This is a genomic window from Arthrobacter sp. ISL-65 (genome assembly GCF_018613795.1).
Taxonomy (GTDB): domain Bacteria; phylum Actinomycetota; class Actinomycetes; order Actinomycetales; family Micrococcaceae; genus Arthrobacter.
This window is the reverse complement of sequence record NZ_JAGGPN010000001.1, coordinates 96,133-111,847: the sequence shown is the minus strand read 5'-3', so window position 1 is coordinate 111,847 and position 15,715 is coordinate 96,133. Positions and strand designations below refer to the sequence as shown.

Here is a 15,715-nt window from a genome sequence, read left to right as displayed (position 1 = left end):
GGTCTGATGACACACACAGAAACTTCAACAACACACACTTCAACAGCAGCCGACCTGCCGGTCTCCGGCCCGGCGGTGGTCGCGCACGCGAAGGGTGACCTGCGGATCGACGACGTCCCGCTGAAGGCCCCGGCGCCGGATGAGGCCGTCGTGGAGGTCCTGTACGGCGGGATTTGCGGGTCGGACCTGCATTACTGGCTGCACGGCGCGGCGGGCGAGTCGATCCTGAAGGCCCCGCTGGTGCTGGGCCATGAGATTTCCGGGCGCGTCGTCAAGGCCGCGGCGGACGGGACCGGACCGGCCGCGGGGACGCCGGTGGCGGTGCACCCGGCCACCCCCGGAGCGGGCACGGGCCCGGACGCGCCCCGGTATCCGGCGGAGAGGCCGAACCTGTCGCCGGGGTGCACGTACCTGGGTTCCGCGGCGAGGTATCCGCACACGGACGGGGCGTTCAGCAGGTACGTGACCCTGCCGGTCCGGATGCTCCGGGCCCTGCCAGAGGACCTGGACCTGCGCACCGCCGCCCTGATCGAACCGGCGTCGGTGGCGTGGCATGCCGTGGCAAGGGCCGGGGACGTGGCCGGCAAAACCGCGCTCGTGATCGGGTCCGGCCCGATCGGGGCCTTGGCGGTCGCGGTCCTCAAACGCGCCGGCGCTGCCCGGATCGTCGCGGTGGACATGCACGCCAAACCTTTGGAGATCGCCACGCAGGTGGGCGCGGACGAGGTCCTCAACGCCGCCGACGCCGAGGCGATCGCCAAGGTGCAGGCCGACGTCGTGATCGAATCCTCCGGGAACCACCTCGGCCTGGCCTCCGCGATCCAGGGCGCGGCCCGGGCCGGGACGGTGGTCCTGGTCGGGCTGCTGCCCACCGGCCCGCAGCCGGTCCTGATCTCCCTGGCCATCACCCGCGAACTGGACCTGCGCGGCTCGTTCCGGTTCAACGACGAAATCGACGAGGTCATCACCGCCCTCGCCGACGGCACCCTCAAGATCGGCCCGGTCATCACCCACGACTACCCCGTCACCGACGCCCTCGAAGCCTTCGACACCGCCCGCAACTCCGCCCAATCCGGCAAAGTCCTCCTCAACTTCACGGCTAAACAGAGCCACAGCTAAACAGAGGCACAGCTAAATCCGGGCCAGCGGCGGCCAGTGCCAGCCAAGCGGGGCTAGGCGGACTGCGTCCGCCGCTGCAGCGGGACGAAAACCCTCGGCTGCTCCACCCATACGGGCTCCATTTCCGAGATGGTGCGGCGCATGATCCTGCTCGACGCCTCGCGGGCCTCCGCTGCGTGGCCCTCAAAGATGGCTTCGGCCACATCGAGGTGCCACTGCAGGGTGAGGTCCCGGGGCCGGTCGGGCATGAGGCCGTGCACCGTGCGGCCGGTCAGGGTTTCGGCCACCTGCCCCACGAGGTTGGCAAACATCTCGTTGCCGGAGCCGCTGAGCAGCAGGGAGTGGAACTGGATGTCCAGTTCCAGGAAGCGCGGCACGTCGCCGGCCTGGCCGGCGTCGCGCATGGCCAGGGCCACGTCGAGCAGTTCCTGCCGCAGCTCCTGCGGTGCGTTGACCGCAGCGAGTTCGGCGGCCACGGGCTCGACGGCGGAGCGCAGCTCCGCGAGGGACCGCAGCTGGGCCCCGCGCCCTTCCCCGGCCAGGCGCCAGCGGATTACGAGCGGATCGAACGGGTTCCAGCGGTGCGCCGGCAGGACCTTGATGCCCACGCGTTTGGTGGTCTCCACCAGGCCAAGCGACTGCAGCACGCGGACAGCTTCCCGGATCACAGACCGTGATACCTGCAGTTCGTCCTCCAACTGCTCCGCGAGCATCACATGCCCTGGCGGGAGGCTGCCGTCGACGATTCTGGTACCCAGGTGCTCGACGGCACGGTGATGGAGGCTGGTTGACATAGTGGTAAGCATAATCGGGCCGGGAGGCTTTGTTCCCCCGCAGCCGGTGGAGTCTGGACGCCGCCGGGAGAGGCACGTCATAGACTCTAAACGGCGCGGCTGGAGTCCAAGGAGTGGTCACCCGCTTTCGCCCTCGCCCTCGAATATATATGCTTTATTCACAGCCAACTTTTCTAAAGCGTGTTTCGCAGCACATGCGGGACGCAATGCACACATGTTGCACACACTGAATTGGAGTTTTTGATGTCAGCACATATCGGTGTCACCGGCCTCGCGGTGATGGGCGCCAACCTCGCCCGCAACCTGGCCCGCAACGGCTTCACCGTTGCCCTGCACAACCGCTCGGTTGAGAAGACCGACGCCCTCCTCGAAAAGCACGGCACCGACGGCGACTTCGTGCGCACTGAGACGCTGCAGGAGCTGGTGGACTCCCTGGAGAAGCCGCGCCGCGTGCTCATCATGGTCAAGGCCGGCAAGCCGGTTGACGCCGTCATCGACCAGCTCGTTCCGCTGCTGGAACCCGGCGACATCGTGATCGACGCCGGCAACTCGCACTACGAGGACACCCGCCGCCGGGAAGCCGCGCTGGCCGAGAAGGACCTGCACTTCGTGGGCGTCGGCGTCTCCGGCGGTGAGGAAGGCGCCCTCAACGGCCCGTCCATCATGCCCGGCGGCTCCAAGGAGTCCTACGACGCCCTCGGCCCGCTGCTGGAGAAGATCTCCGCCAAAGTTGACGGCCAGCCGTGCTGCGCCTGGATCGGCACCGACGGCGCCGGCCACTTCGTCAAGATGGTGCACAACGGCATCGAATATGCCGACATGCAGGTCATCGGCGAAGCCTTCGACCTCCTGCGCTCGGGCGCCGGTATTGAGCCCGCCGAACAGTCCAAGATCTTCGCCGACTGGAACAAGGGCGAGCTCGCCTCCTTCCTGATCGAGATCTCGGCCGAGGTCCTCGGCCACGTGGACGCAAAGACCGGCAAGCCGTTCGTTGACGTCGTCGTGGACGCCGCCGGCCAGAAGGGGACGGGCCGCTGGACGGTCATCTCCGCGCTCGAACTGGGCTCCCCGGTTTCAGGCATCGCCGAGTCGGTTTTCGCCCGGGCCCTGTCCTCCCAGGCGGAGCAGCGCAAACTCGGCCAGGAGCTGCTGGCCGGCGAGGAAATCGCCGTCGAAATCCCCGATAACTTCGTCGAGGACGTCCGCCAGGCGCTGTACGCCTCCAAGCTGGTCTCCTACGCCCAGGGCCTGGACATGCTGACCTCCTCCGCCAAGGAGTACGGCTGGGACCTCAAGCTGGACGAGATCGCCTCGCTGTGGCGCGGCGGCTGCATCATCCGTGCAGAGCTGCTCAAGGAAATCACCAAGGCCTACGCCGCGGAGCAGAAGCCGGCCAACCTGCTGTTCGCACCGGCCTTCACCAAGACCATCGCCGAAGCACTCCCGGCCTGGCGCCGCGTGGTTGCCACCGCCGTGCAGCTCGGCATTCCGGTGCCCGTGTTCTCCTCCTCGCTGGCCTATTACGACGGCCTGCGCCGCAAGCGCCTCGCCGCCGCCGTCATCCAGGGCCAGCGCGACCTCTTCGGTGCGCATACCTACGGCCGCGTCGACGCCGAGGGCACGTTCCACACGCTGTGGGGCGAGGACAAGTCCGAGGTCGAGGCAGTGGACACCCACTAGCCACACCCGCGGTGTAACGCAGGAACGGCCGGCCCTCCCGGATACTCTGGGAGGTGCCGGCCGTTCGTGCATCCGGTTCCAGCCGTTCCAGACGACGACGCCGATCCGCCCCTAGGAGTGCCGAGTGTCCCAGCCCGTAGCGATTGTCACCGGAGCCTCCACCGGCATCGGATTCGAGTCGGCCAAGCTGCTCAGCGCCAATGGATTCACTGTCTACGCCGGCGCCAGGCGGGTGGACAGGATGGAACCGCTCAAGGCGCAGGGGATAAGGGTCCTGCCGCTGGATGTCACGGATGACGGGTCCATGCAGAGCCTGCTGACCACGGTACTCCGGGAGCAGGGTCGGATCGATGTCCTGGTGAATAACGCCGGTTTCGGCTCCTTCGGTGCGCTGGAGGAGATGGAGGTGGCCGAAGGGCGCCGGCAGTTCGACGTGAACGTCTTCGGCCTGGCGCGGATGACGCAGCTGGTCCTGCCCTCCATGCGGACTGCCGGGAGGGGCAGGATCATCAACATCTCCTCCATTGGAGGCAAGTTCTATGAGCCGCTTGGCACCTGGTACCACGCCACCAAGTTCGCCGTGGAAGGCCTCAGTGATGCGCTGCGGCTGGAACTGAAGCCGCACGGCATCAGCGTGTCCATCATCGAGCCCGCCAGCACCGTTACCGAGTGGGGCGGGATTGCGGCCGAGGGGCTGCTGGCCAGCTCGGGCGGCGGGCCGTACGCGGCCCAGGCCACGGAGATGGCCGCCGTGCTGGCGTCCACCGAGAGGCCAGCGACGTCCACCCAGCCCGACGTCGTCGCCAGAGCGGTGCTGCAGGCCGCCACCGCCGCCCGTCCCCGGACCCGCTACCCCGTAGGCAGGGGCGCAGTTGCCATCACGGCACTGCGGCGGCTGCTGCCGGACCGCGTGTACGACCTGGCGGTGACGGCGGTGCTGAAACACATCGCCCGCTGAGGCGGCCGGCCACTAACAGCTCCAAAAGGCACAGCCGCCCCACCGCAAGGATCAGATTCGGTATTCGATGTAATACTCAGCCGGGTCCACGGCGGGCTTGGTCTCCCGCTGGGCGTCGCGGTGCCGCCAGCTTGCCGGGATACCCGTCACGATGGACTCGGGCGGTGCGTCCTTGACCACGACGGCGTTCGCCCCCACGGCGCTGTCGTTGCCGATGATGATCGGCCCCAGGATTTTGGCGCCCGCACCAATCGTGACCCGGTCCCCGATGGTGGGGTGGCGCTTGACCTTGGCGAGGGAACGGCCGCCGAGAGTGACGCCATGGTAGATCATGACGTCCTCGCCGATCTCGGCCGTTTCGCCGATGACCACGCCCATGCCGTGGTCAATGAAAAAGCGGCGTCCGATGGTGGCACCGGGATGGATCTCGATGCCCGTCAGGAAGCGTGTGAGCTGCGAAATGAGCCGGGCGGGGAACCGCGTGGACGGGTCCTGCCACAGCTTGTGCGTCAGGCGGTGCGCCCAGATGGCGTGCAGCCCGGAGTACGCGAAAAAGTTCTCAAAAGAACCTCGAGCCGCCGGGTCGTGGGACCGGGCGGCGTCGAGGTCTTCCTTAAGTCTTGCGAAGAAACCCACAAAGATCTTTCTACAGGAAACGGAAAGCGGCTGGCTAAGGTCTAGCCCCGGATGTCGTCATAGAGCACGGTGGAGATGTAACGCTCACCGAAGTCGCAGACGACCGCCACGATCAGCTTGCCGGCGTTTTCCGGGCGCTTGGCCAGTTCGAGGGCGCCCCACACGATGGCGCCGGAGGAGATGCCGCCCAGGATGCCTTCCTTGATGCCGAGCTCGCGGGCTACGGCCACGGAGTCCTCCAAGGTGGCGTCCAGGACCTCGTCGTAGACGTTGGTGTCCAGGAGCTCCGGGATGAAGTTGGCGCCCAGGCCCTGGATCTTGTGCGGGCCGGGGGCACCGCCGTTCAAAATGGCGGAGTCCTTGGGTTCAACGGCCACGATCTGGACGCCCGGCTTGCGCTCCTTCAGGACCTGCCCGACGCCGGTGATGGTCCCGCCGGTGCCGATGCCGGAGACAAAGATGTCTACCTTGCCGTCGGTGTCGGTCCAGATTTCCTCGGCCGTGGTTTCACGGTGGATCTGCGGGTTGGCCTCGTTGGCGAACTGCTGGGCCCAGATGGAGTTCTCCGTGTTGGCGACGATCTCCTGGGCCTTCTCCACGGCGCCACGCATGCCTTCGGAACCCGGGGTCAGCACGATCTCGGCGCCGAAGGCACGGAGCATCACACGGCGCTCGGTGGACATGGTCTCGGGCATGGTCAGGATGACCTTGTAGCCGCGGGCTGCGCCCACCATGGCCAAGGCAATGCCGGTGTTGCCGGAGGTGCCTTCGACGATGGTTCCGCCGGGCTTCAGCGCGCCGGACTTCTCAGCAGCGTCGATGATTGCGACGCCGATACGGTCCTTGACGCTGTTGGCCGGGTTGTAGAACTCAAGCTTGACCGCAACGGTGGCGTCCAGGCCTTCCGTCAGGCGGTTGAGCTTGACCAGCGGGGTGCCGCCCACCAGCTGTGTTACATCGTCGTAGATCCGTGCCATGTGTACTTGCGCCTATCTCTCAGGAAGGAATACTTTGGTCAGCCTAACGAGGGGGTCAGCGCCACTGCTACGCATTAAGCCATGCAGAGTAATATTTCCGGGCCTTGGCCAGCTTCGGGTTAATAATGACCTGGCAATACCCCTGCTCAGGAAACTTGGCGTAGTAGTCCTGGTGGATGTTCTCCGCCGGATAGAACACAGGCAGCCGGCTGACCTCGGTCACAATCGGCCGCGACCACAGCGCCTGGTTCCGTTCGATAGCCTCCTCGAAGAGGATCTTCTCCTCGGTGGTCTCATAGAACATTGACGAGCGATATTGCGTGCCGACGTCGTACCCCTGCCGGTTGAGCGTGGTGGGGTCGTGCAGGGCGAAGAACATGTCCAGGATGACTTCGGCCGGGATGACATCCTCATCGAAGGTCACGGCAACCACCTCCGCGTGCCCCGTGGTGCCGGAGCACACTGAGTAGTAATCCGGGTGGCGTTCATGGCCGCCGGTGTATCCCGAAACCACCGACGTGACGCCCTTCGTTTTCTGGTAGACGGCGTCCAAGCACCAGAAGCAGCCCCCGCCAAGCACAAATGTTTTCATGTCCTCTTCAATGGTTCGCGGGCGCCAATGATTCCCCCAGCCAACCTTAGGGTCATATACCGGGCTGAGGCCAGAGCCGACTGTAGGGTAAAAATATGAGTATGGAACCTGTGAACAGCGACGTTGCAGCGGAACCGGAAGAAGCTCCCGACGCCGCGGAGTCACCCGCCGCTGCTACCCTGGGGCAGCTCATGCTGGCCGTGGAGGAGCTCTGGCCGGAGTCGCTGGCAGAGTCATGGGACGAGGTGGGCCTCGTGGCCGGCCATCCGTCCGCTGAAATCACGCGCGTCATGTTCGCAGTGGATCCCACCATCGAGGTTATCGACGAAGCCATCGAATGGGGCGCGGAGCTGCTCATTACCCATCACCCGCTGCTCCTCAAGGGCGTCACCTCGGTTGCCGCCAACACCCCCAAAGGCCGGGCCGTGCACCGCCTGATCGAATCCGGAACGGCACTGCTGACGGTCCACACCAACGGCGACTCAGCAGTGGGCGGCGTTTCTGACGTCCTGGCCGACGCCCTGGGCCTTGAAAACGTGTCGCCGTTAACTCCTTCGAGAGACGGCCTTCCGGAGGAAGGCATCGGGCGGGTCGGGGACTTGAGCGAGTCCATGACCCTGGGCGATTTCGCCGCGCGGGTTTTCGGCATCCTCCCGGCGGTGGCGGGCGGAGTGCGCGTGTCCGGGGATAAGGACGGCCTCGTGCAGCGGGTCGCGGTGTGCGGCGGGGCCGGGGATTCCCTCTTTGACGAGGTCCGGGCCAGCAATGCTGACCTGTACGTCACCGCGGACCTGCGCCACCACCCGGCCTCGGAAGCCAGGGAGGCTGCCGTCAATGACCGCCCGTACCTCATCGACGTCTCGCACTTCGCCAGCGAATGGCTGTGGCTCCCGGCCGCGGCCGAAGCGCTGGGCAACGTGCTCGCGGACCAGGGCCTCGACGTCGAAATACAGGTCAGCACCACCAACAGCGATCCGTGGGACTTCATACTGACTCCCGGCGGCGACTAGAGTCTAGAAAACCCCAACGGGGTGCCGGCCAGGAGCCGGATGGGATCAAGCGGAGGTAAAACGTGGCCAAGGCAGCACCGGCGGAACAATTGAAGTTGCTCGAGCTCCAGGGCCTGGATGCCCGGCTGAAGTCACTGTCCAACCGCCGCCGTACCCTTGAATCCGATCCCCGGATCACCGATCTTGAGGCTGCCCTCAGCGTTGCCAACGGTGAGCTGGGCGCCGCGAAACTCGCCGTCCATGACGCCGAAGCGGAACTGAAGCGGGCCGAAGCCGATGTGGAGCAGGTGGCGACCCGGATCGAACGGGACGAGGCAAAGCTCAACAGCGGAACCGGTCTCTCCAAGGATCTCGTCGCCCTGCAGAAGGACATTGCTTCGCTCAACAAGCGCCGTTCAGACCTGGAGGACGTAGAACTGGAGGTCCTCGAGCGGTTGGATGTCCTGCGCGAACGTCAGGCAGCCCAGCAGAGCATCGTGGACGACATCCAGGGTTCGTTTGGCGGGATCCGTGCAGAGCTCGACGCGGCGCTGGCCGAGGTCGCTGCCGAGGAGACCGAGGTGGCAGGCAAGCGGGCGGGCTTCGCCGCTGGGCTGGACGCCGGAATGCTTGGAGTCTACGAGAAGACCCTGGCCCGCCGCGGAGTGGGCGCGGCCCGGCTCTTCCACGGCACGTCCGAAGGTTCCGGCATGCAGCTGAGCCCCGGCGACCTGGCCGAGATCAAGGCCGCCTCCGAGGACGACATCGTGTTCTGCCCGGATTCCGGCTGCATCCTGGTGCGCTCCGCCGAGTGGGTCTGACCGCCTCACCCAACTGACTGGCAGTAGATGTCGTTCTGAGCGCCCAAAACGACATCAATTGCCGGCTAGTTGGGCAGGATGATGTTCAGGGCGTGGGCCTTGCGCGCCGTGCCCGGAACGAGTTCGGCCTGCCACTTCTCGGCCGCCGCCTTCCGCAGCTGCTCCGGCGTCGCCGGGGACTTGCCCCGCCGCGTCAGCAGGTGCCGGGCCAGCTCTCCGCGGGTGTGCTTGGCAAAGTGGCTGACCACCTTCCGCGCGCCGTTCACCTCAGTGAACACGTTGACCGCCACGGTGTCTGCCGGCGGGGGAGTCCAGGCGGCGGCGTAGGTGCTGGACCGGCAATCAACCAGGAGCTGGCCACCGGCAATTTCGCCGAGGGCCTCGGTAAGCTGCGGTTTCCAGAATGAGGCAAGGCGTCCGACGTCGGGCAGGGCCGTTGACATGGACAGCCGGTAGGCGGGCACTGCGTCGGCGAACCGGATGGCGCCCCACAGCGCGGAGATGACCAGCACCGAGTCATCCGCCCGGCGCCGCTGTGCCGGCGTCATCGACCTGTAGCCCAGGGCGTCGTACAGCACGCCCGAATACACCTGGTGCGCCGGCGCCGCCGGTTCGGCGTGGAGCCGGGTGTTGCGTTCGACGTCGTCCCTAAGGGAGGCGCCGACGCCCAGCAAGGCGAGGGCGTCCTCATGCGAACTGACTGTCCCCAGCGCGTCGAGCACCTTGGCCCGGTAGGTGTTCAGCACGGGGAAACTCAACGAAGCCCAGTCCATGGCGTCACCGTGGACGGCCGGGGTCTTGCCTTCGGATGGGGGGAGCAGAATCAGCACCGTACGATCTTACCGGCCGGGTCCGCTTGGGATCAGTCGCGGTGCGGATCAGTTGAGGTGCGTGCGTTCAGCCCAGGTGGCGGCCAAGGAAGTCCAGCACGTCCGGGAGGATCGACCGCCAGTACAGGCCGTCGTGGCCGCCGGGCTGAAAGCCTCCCTCCACCCGGCCGGGAAGTCCCGAACGGTACTGGCGCACCGTCGAGGCCAGTTCGTCCTCACTGCCGCAGTCGATCCGCTTGGAAATCGCTGCAAGCCTGGGACGGAGCGCGAAAACGTTGTTCGCCGCGAAATCAGCCGGGCCGTCGAAGGCGCCCTGCATCCCCGCTTCGTAGCTGGACCAGACGGCCGGGCTCATGGCCGCAACGGCGCGAAGTCCGGACACCCTGCCCCGAGACGCCAGAAGGAGGGCGCCGAACCCTCCCATCGACGTGCCGAAGACGCCGACCCTTCCGAGGTCGAACCCCTGCTCGGCCAGGAACGGCAGGAACTCGAGCACCAGCATCGACTGCGTATCGCTGCCGTCGGCGCGGGCATGCCACCAGGAGTCGCCGCCGTCCACGGCAGCAATCCCAAAGGGCTGGCCGCCGTCGTCCAGATGGCGCTGCAGGGCCTGGTCCGCAACGAGGTCGCGCAGTAAAACCTCGCTGCTGCCGCCCAGCCCGTGCAGGAAGACCGCCACCGGCAGCACCTGGTTGGCCTGCTCGGGAAGCGGCACAGCCAGGGACCAGTGCGTGGTGGCCGCCGGGCGGAACCGGGAGCTAAAAGCGCCTGTCCGGATCAATACTGTGGAAGGGGGCAACGCGGAAGGCGACACTGCGGACGGGGGACTCGGCCGGATGGCCGCCGTCGTTGTGGGGCCGGGAACCGGTGGAGGCGGGGCCGTGCAGGCTGACGAGGCGGCTGCAGTCAGGCCGGCAGCGATTCCTGCCAGCTGCAGCATGCGTCGCCGAGGAAAGGACGGCTGGTCCATTTCCCGATTTTAGACCCCGGAACCGGCGGGTGTCCGGCCCCCCAGGAAAGCCCGTAAACTGGACTCCGGATGGGTTGACCAGGCGGCCGCGCGTCACGCAAGTGGCTCGAGGAACGTCCGGGCTCCACAGGGCAGGGTGGTGGGTAACGCCCACTCGGGGTAACCCGCAGGCCAGTGCCACAGAAAACAGACCGCCTGCGTCGCGCCGATTTGAAAGCGGCACGAAGCAGGTAAGGGTGAAACGGTGGTGTAAGAGACCACCAGCTTCCCGGGTGACCGGGAAGGCTAGGTAAACCCCACCCGGAGCAAGGCCAGACAGGACACGTTTGAGGGCTGCCCGCCCGAGTGTCCGGGTAGGCCGCTGGAGGGCGCCGGCAACGGCGTTCGTAGATGGATGGCCGCTACTCCTGTGCTGGCAACGGCACGGGAGCACAGAACCCGGCGTATCGGTCAACCCATCCGCTTAAGATTGAGCTCACGGTCGTGGTTGACGGGACGATATTCTCCGGCTCCGTAGCGAGTGAGGAAGCGTGGTCCAGACGCCAGAAAGCGCTGATCAGCGCATCAGGCGAGTACAGGGCGGACGTTCCCGAAGACGTGCGGGAAGCGCGGAACAACCTCCGCAACGTATCGGGTTGGAGCATTGGCCGCCTCCAGTACGGAGAGAAGTAATGCTGCCCGGCCCGTGGTGTGAGTGATTTCACGGGCTCCGGGGCAAAAGAAGCTCTCCGCCCGCCCTAGAATGGATGGTGAACGTAGAAGTTCTTCCGCCGGAGCTGCGTTCGCAGCCGGCGGTATTTCTTTGCACGTCCAACGGCATCCGGGGTGGACCTAAACCCTGCCGGTGCCAGCTTGCCCTGGATAACTTCCAGTGGCCGCCATCCGGTTTACGAGGACGTAGCCGGTTGAACCAAGGAAGGTAGTTCTGTGAGCCAGACGTCAGATTCTTGTCTTGATACGTGGATGAGCCGTGAGGCGCTCGCCGAGGCCATGATCCCGGTTATCGGCCGGCTGTACCGTGAAAACAACGTGGTTACCTCCATCCACGGCCGCAGCCTGATCAACAAGTCCACCATGAACATCCTGAAGGCGCACCGCTTTGCGCGCCGGATGAGCAAGGATGAGCTGCTCCTTGAGGAGACGGCACCGCTGCTGAACACGCTGGCACAGCTGGACCTGGGTGCCGCTGCCATCGATATTGCCCGCCTGAACCAGAAATTCAAGTCCGACGGCGGGGACCTGACTTTGGAGGAATTCCTCCGCGCCGAGCTGGCTGAGATCGTGGGTAAGCGGGGCGGCGACGACCGCACCAGCACCGACGTCGTGCTTTATGGCTTCGGCCGCATCGGCCGCCTGCTGGCGCGCCTCCTGATCGAAAAGGCGGGCGGCGGCCACGGCCTGCGGCTGCGCGCCATCGTGGTCCGGCGCGGCTCCGACAACGACCTGACCAAGCGGGCCAGCCTGCTGCGACGCGACTCCGTGCACGGCTCCTTCGAAGGAACCATTCGGGTGGACACCGACGCCAACACCATCACGGCCAATGGCGTCCAGATCCAGGTCATCTACTCGGACAACCCGGCCACCATCGACTACACGGCCTACGGCATCAACAACGCCCTGGTGGTAGACAACACCGGCCGCTGGCGCGACGCCGAGGGCCTCGGCCAGCACCTGCTGAGCAAGGGCGTTGCCCGTGTCCTGCTCACCGCACCGGGCAAGGGCGAGCTCAAGAACATCGTGCACGGCATCAACCACCGCGACATCACCGCTTCGGACCCGATCGTGTCCGCAGCCTCCTGCACCACCAATGCCATCACCCCGGTCCTGAAGGCCCTCAACGATAAGTACGGCGTGATTCACGGCCACGTGGAGACGGTCCACTCGTTCACGAACGACCAGAACCTGATCGACAACTTCCACAAGGGCGACCGGCGTGGACGTTCCGCCGCGCTGAACATGGTGATCACCGAGACGGGCGCCGCCAAGGCCGTGGCAAAGGCGCTGCCCGAACTGCTGGGCAAGCTCACGGGCAGCTCCATCCGGGTCCCCACCCCGGATGTTTCCCTGGCCATCCTGAACCTCAGCCTGGAAAAGGGAACCACCAAGGACGAGGTCAACGACTACCTGCGCGAGATGTCGCTGCACTCCGATCTGCGCAAGCAGATCGACTACATCGACTCGCCCGAGGTGGTCTCCACCGATTTCGTCGGCTCCCGCCGTGCCGGCATCGTCGATGGCCTCGCCACCATCGCCAACGACAAGAACCTGGTTGTTTACGTCTGGTACGACAACGAGTTCGGCTACAGCTGCCAAGTGGTCCGCGTCATGGAGGAAATGGCCGGGGTCAACCCGCCGACCTTCCCGGCCAAGGACTCCGAAAAGGATGCCGCCCCGGTCCTGGCCGTGGCAGCCTCGGTCTAACCGGAACCTTTCGTCAGCCCCGTCAGCACAGTTGTGCCGGCGGGGCTGACCCGTTCCCGGGAAGTTCCCGGGCAATTCTCTGGAATCAGGCGGAAATCGGGGACAAACTTGTGTCATGGAACAGAACCCGACCCTCCAGCATGAGACAACCCTGGAACATGCCCTCGATGTTGCAAAGGCCAACCAGAAAGAAGCCCAAAGGCTTCTGGACGAGGCGCGCACGTCACATGCGGCAGGGGAAATAGGCGACGACAGGGTGGCCCAGCTGCAGCGGCTCCTGGATCTCGCGAACACCGATCTTCATCGGGTCATGCGCGAGCAGTAGGCGGCCAGCCCTCCACAGGGCACCTGTCCTCCACACTGTGGATACCCGCACAGCGACGGGTGGTTTCGCCTAGGCTCGTGGATGTGTACCCGCATCCTGCCCGAAACACCCGGCGCCTTGGGACGCGCCTGTGAGCGTCAGCTGGGCCGCTTACCGGCGTGCGCGGCGCCGCTCCCGGCAGGCGTGGGCGGTGCTCGGTGTGGCAGCGGTGTCGGTGGTCGCCGCCACCGTGTGGTTTTTTACGGCGGGCCAGTTCATCGCGGCCGAGCCTGCCGTGTCCGGACCCCGCGAGGCGCCGGTGTTCGATGCCGCCTGGATGAAGCCCGTGACGCCCCCGAACCCGTTGCCGCCGGGCGACGCCGCCGCCGCACTGGAAACCCTGGCAGTGAAGGGCAGGGCATCCGGGAGCGACTATGACAGGTCCGCCTTCGGCCAGGCCTGGCAGGACGCAGACCACAATGGCTGCGATACGCGCAACGACATCCTGCGCCGGGACCTTCTCGACGTCGCCTTCACCGGGGGGTCAAAGTGCAAGGTCGCGTCAGGGACCATGCATGAACCGTACGTGGGGCTGGTGGTCCGGTTCGTCCGCGGCGCAGATTCGAGCAAGGACGTGCAGATCGACCACGTGGTGGCGCTCGGCGACGCCTGGCAGAAGGGGGCCCAGCAGCTGACACTAAAGGAGCGGCAGAACCTTGCCAACGATCCGGTCAATCTCATTGCCGCGGACGGTGACGCCAACCAAGAGAAAAGCGCGTCGGACGCCGCCACGTGGCTGCCGAAGAACAAGGCCTTCCGGTGCCACTATGTGGCGCGGCAGATTTCGGTGAAGGCAGCGTATGGCCTCTGGGTCACCCAGCCGGAAAAGGACGCCATGGCCCGGGTGCTGGACTCATGCCCGCAGCAGCAGACGGTGGTACCGCGGTAGGGCCGCAGCGGCAGCAAACAGGCGGTGTCAGTGGCCGAACGGGTCCGGGTCGACGCCCGGCATCCAGGTCAGGCCCGGGACGCCCCAGCCGCTCTTCTTTGCCTGCTTCATGGCCTTGCGGGCATACCTGTCGATGAGGCGGTTGACGTACAGTTTGCCGTCCAGGTGGTCGTATTCGTGCTGGATGATGCGGGCGAACCAGCCGGTGGCTTCGAAATCCACCGGATTTCCGAGCCCGTCATAGCCCTGGACGCGCACCCACTCGGCGCGCTTGAGTGGATACTGCTCGCCGGGGAAGGAAAGGCAGCCCTCCACTTCCTCGTCCGGATTCGGCAGCGCCCCGGACACCTTGGCGAGGGTCAGCACAGGATTGACCACGACGCCGGCCGGGGGAACGTCGTCCTCGTTCTCGTACTTGTACACGAAGATCCGCTTGCCCACGCCGATCTGCGGCGCGGCCAGACCGACGCCGTTCGCCTTGTCGTTGGTTTCGAACATGTCGGCAATCAGCTGGCGAAGCCCGTCGTCGAACTCCTCAACTTCAGCAGCCCGGCGGTGCAGCACCGGCTCACCCCAGATGGTGATGGGCAGAACAGTCATGTCAGGGGATCCTTCGACGCTTTGCCGGAGTGGAGCCGGCAGGGGTGAAAACCAACAAAGGCCGTACCGGGTTACCGGTACGGCCTTTGTTGCTGGGCGGCAGAAAACTGCCGACCTCGGTGCGGGTGAGCGACGGGGGTTGAACCCGCGACCTCCTGGACCACAACCAGGCGCTCTGCCAACTGAGCTACGCCCACCATGTGCCCTGCAGACTGTCCGGTGTCCCGGCCGTCCGAAATGGCAACGACAAATAGCTTACCTGCTGTTTGGGGATGCTTTTGCCACTTTTGGCTGTTTCGGCAAAATTTTCCCCAAACGTGGCGCAGATTACTTCCCGGACTGCTGTGCTGCGGGCGGCAGAGCGCCTTCCGACGCCTGCTGGTCAACGGCGGAGGGCGACGCCGAGATGCGCTTGGAGATCTTCTGGGCCGTGGCACTGTCCGGTCCGGGGCCGGGCACGAAGACGGCTTCCCGGTAGTACCGGAGTTCGTCAATGGAATCCTTGATGTCCCCGAGGGCGCGGTGGCCGCCGAGCTTCGCCGGCGCCTGGAAGTAGGCGCGCGCATACCAGCGCCGGGCCAGTTCCTTGATGGTGCTGACGTCGATGATGCGGTAATGCAGGTGCTCCACCACCGAGGGCATGTCCCTGCCCAGGAAGACCCGGTCCGTTCCCACCGAGTTGCCGGCGAGGGGCGCCTTGCGGGGGTCCGGCACCCATTTGCGGATGTAGTCCAGCACCAAGGACTCTGCCTCGGCCATCGTTTTGCCGGCCGGAAGCTCGTTCAGCAGGCCTGACCGGGTGTGCATGTCCCGGACGAAGTCGTTCATCTGCGCGAGGGCGGCGTCGTCCGGTTTGATCACCACGTCCATTCCGTCTCCGAGGATGTTGAGTTCGGAATCGGTGACCAGGGCCGCGACCTCGATCAGGGCGTCGTTGACGCTGTCGAGGCCGGTCATTTCGCAGTCGATCCAGACGATGCGTTCGTTAGTAATAGGCACCCGTTTAGCCTACCGTTTAGCCGCGTGCAAGCCTTGGAGAGGCGCTCCGATGCTAATATTTCGGGTACGTGGCATC

Annotated in this window: 16 protein-coding genes, 1 tRNA gene and 1 other RNA gene; 9 read left to right on the top strand and 9 right to left on the bottom strand. The window is 65.8% G+C overall.

Annotated features, from left to right (window positions below):
- Positions 1–6 precede the first annotated feature (6 nt).
- Positions 7–1,119, top strand: a complete 1,113-nt coding sequence (locus J7I85_RS00535; RefSeq protein ID WP_214845250.1) for an L-idonate 5-dehydrogenase — start codon at positions 7–9, stop codon at positions 1,117–1,119.
- Between the two features lie 53 nt (positions 1,120–1,172).
- Here the strand turns inward: J7I85_RS00535 and J7I85_RS00530 are convergent, their stop codons facing one another.
- Entirely contained in the window at positions 1,173–1,913 is a 741-nt protein-coding gene (locus tag J7I85_RS00530; RefSeq protein ID WP_214845206.1) for a FadR/GntR family transcriptional regulator, read from the bottom strand.
- A 243-nt stretch (positions 1,914–2,156) separates the two neighbouring features.
- Between J7I85_RS00530 and gndA the strand changes: the two genes are divergently transcribed.
- Positions 2,157–3,593 carry an NADP-dependent phosphogluconate dehydrogenase gene (gene gndA, locus J7I85_RS00525; RefSeq protein WP_214845199.1) on the top strand — a complete coding sequence of 479 codons (1,437 nt, stop codon included), beginning with the start codon at positions 2,157–2,159 and terminating at the stop codon, positions 3,591–3,593.
- A gap of 124 nt (positions 3,594–3,717) precedes the next feature.
- Complete coding sequence (locus J7I85_RS00520; RefSeq protein WP_214845197.1) at positions 3,718–4,551, top strand: oxidoreductase; 834 nt, start codon at positions 3,718–3,720, stop codon at positions 4,549–4,551.
- A gap of 51 nt (positions 4,552–4,602) precedes the next feature.
- On the opposite strand, the gene epsC is transcribed toward J7I85_RS00520, so the two are convergent.
- From epsC to msrA, 3 genes are all read right to left on the bottom strand, one after another.
- Entirely contained in the window at positions 4,603–5,187 is a 585-nt protein-coding gene (gene epsC / locus J7I85_RS00515) for a serine O-acetyltransferase EpsC (protein WP_214845195.1), read from the bottom strand.
- Positions 5,188–5,228: 41 nt separating this feature from the next.
- Positions 5,229–6,164: a cysteine synthase A gene (gene cysK, locus J7I85_RS00510; protein WP_214845193.1), complete on the bottom strand. Its 936-nt coding sequence runs from the start codon at positions 6,162–6,164 to the stop codon at positions 5,229–5,231.
- Positions 6,165–6,231: 67 nt separating this feature from the next.
- A complete protein-coding gene (gene msrA, locus J7I85_RS00505; RefSeq protein ID WP_214845191.1) occupies positions 6,232–6,756 on the bottom strand; it encodes a peptide-methionine (S)-S-oxide reductase MsrA in 525 nt (174 codons plus the stop codon).
- Positions 6,757–6,857: 101 nt separating this feature from the next.
- Between msrA and J7I85_RS00500 the strand changes: the two genes are divergently transcribed.
- On the top strand, positions 6,858–7,766 hold the full coding sequence (locus tag J7I85_RS00500; protein ID WP_214845248.1) for a Nif3-like dinuclear metal center hexameric protein: 909 nt from the start codon (positions 6,858–6,860) through the stop codon (positions 7,764–7,766).
- 62 nt (positions 7,767–7,828) lie between these two features.
- Positions 7,829–8,566: a zinc ribbon domain-containing protein gene (locus tag J7I85_RS00495; RefSeq protein ID WP_214845189.1), complete on the top strand. Its 738-nt coding sequence runs from the start codon at positions 7,829–7,831 to the stop codon at positions 8,564–8,566.
- A gap of 65 nt (positions 8,567–8,631) precedes the next feature.
- Here the strand turns inward: J7I85_RS00495 and J7I85_RS00490 are convergent, their stop codons facing one another.
- Positions 8,632–9,396, bottom strand: a complete 765-nt coding sequence (locus J7I85_RS00490; protein ID WP_214845187.1) for a YaaA family protein — start codon at positions 9,394–9,396, stop codon at positions 8,632–8,634.
- Between the two features lie 67 nt (positions 9,397–9,463).
- Entirely contained in the window at positions 9,464–10,195 is a 732-nt protein-coding gene (locus J7I85_RS00485) for an alpha/beta hydrolase family protein (RefSeq protein ID WP_251023742.1), read from the bottom strand.
- A gap of 241 nt (positions 10,196–10,436) precedes the next feature.
- On the opposite strand from J7I85_RS00485, the gene rnpB reads away from it, so the two are divergent.
- The 4 genes from rnpB (at position 10,437) to J7I85_RS00465 (ending at position 14,040) form a co-directional block, all read left to right on the top strand.
- Positions 10,437–10,828: RNase P RNA component class A (gene rnpB / locus J7I85_RS00480), an RNA gene on the top strand.
- A gap of 465 nt (positions 10,829–11,293) precedes the next feature.
- Complete coding sequence (locus tag J7I85_RS00475) at positions 11,294–12,787, top strand: glyceraldehyde-3-phosphate dehydrogenase (protein ID WP_214845185.1); 1,494 nt, start codon at positions 11,294–11,296, stop codon at positions 12,785–12,787.
- 115 nt (positions 12,788–12,902) lie between these two features.
- Entirely contained in the window at positions 12,903–13,112 is a 210-nt protein-coding gene (locus J7I85_RS00470) for a hypothetical protein (protein ID WP_102972241.1), read from the top strand.
- Between the two features lie 130 nt (positions 13,113–13,242).
- Positions 13,243–14,040 (top strand): HNH endonuclease family protein, encoded by a 798-nt coding sequence (locus tag J7I85_RS00465; protein WP_214845183.1) that lies wholly within the window; start codon positions 13,243–13,245, stop codon positions 14,038–14,040.
- A gap of 27 nt (positions 14,041–14,067) precedes the next feature.
- On the opposite strand, the gene def is transcribed toward J7I85_RS00465, so the two are convergent.
- From def to orn, 3 genes are all read right to left on the bottom strand, one after another.
- Complete coding sequence (gene def / locus J7I85_RS00460) at positions 14,068–14,640, bottom strand: peptide deformylase (RefSeq protein WP_214845181.1); 573 nt, start codon at positions 14,638–14,640, stop codon at positions 14,068–14,070.
- A gap of 124 nt (positions 14,641–14,764) precedes the next feature.
- Positions 14,765–14,837: transfer RNA gene (locus tag J7I85_RS00455), tRNA-His, on the bottom strand.
- Positions 14,838–14,967: 130 nt separating this feature from the next.
- On the bottom strand, positions 14,968–15,639 hold the full coding sequence (orn, locus tag J7I85_RS00450) for an oligoribonuclease (RefSeq protein WP_214845179.1): 672 nt from the start codon (positions 15,637–15,639) through the stop codon (positions 14,968–14,970).
- Between the last annotated feature and the right edge of the window lie 76 nt (positions 15,640–15,715).

Bases quoted from the DNA above. Each gene is read 5' to 3' on its own strand.
- J7I85_RS00535 (WP_214845250.1), top strand. From the start codon at position 7: ATGACACACACAGAAACTTCAACAACACACACTTCAACAGCAGCCGAC.
- J7I85_RS00500 (WP_214845248.1), top strand. From the start codon at position 6,858: ATGGAACCTGTGAACAGCGACGTTGCAGCGGAACCGGAAGAAGCTCCC.
- J7I85_RS00470 (WP_102972241.1), top strand. From the start codon at position 12,903: ATGGAACAGAACCCGACCCTCCAGCATGAGACAACCCTGGAACATGCC.
- def (WP_214845181.1), bottom strand. From the start codon at position 14,640: ATGACTGTTCTGCCCATCACCATCTGGGGTGAGCCGGTGCTGCACCGC.
- J7I85_RS00530 (WP_214845206.1), bottom strand. From the start codon at position 1,913: ATGTCAACCAGCCTCCATCACCGTGCCGTCGAGCACCTGGGTACCAGA.
- cysK (WP_214845193.1), bottom strand. From the start codon at position 6,164: ATGGCACGGATCTACGACGATGTAACACAGCTGGTGGGCGGCACCCCG.
- gndA (WP_214845199.1), top strand. From the start codon at position 2,157: ATGTCAGCACATATCGGTGTCACCGGCCTCGCGGTGATGGGCGCCAAC.
- msrA (WP_214845191.1), bottom strand. From the start codon at position 6,756: ATGAAAACATTTGTGCTTGGCGGGGGCTGCTTCTGGTGCTTGGACGCC.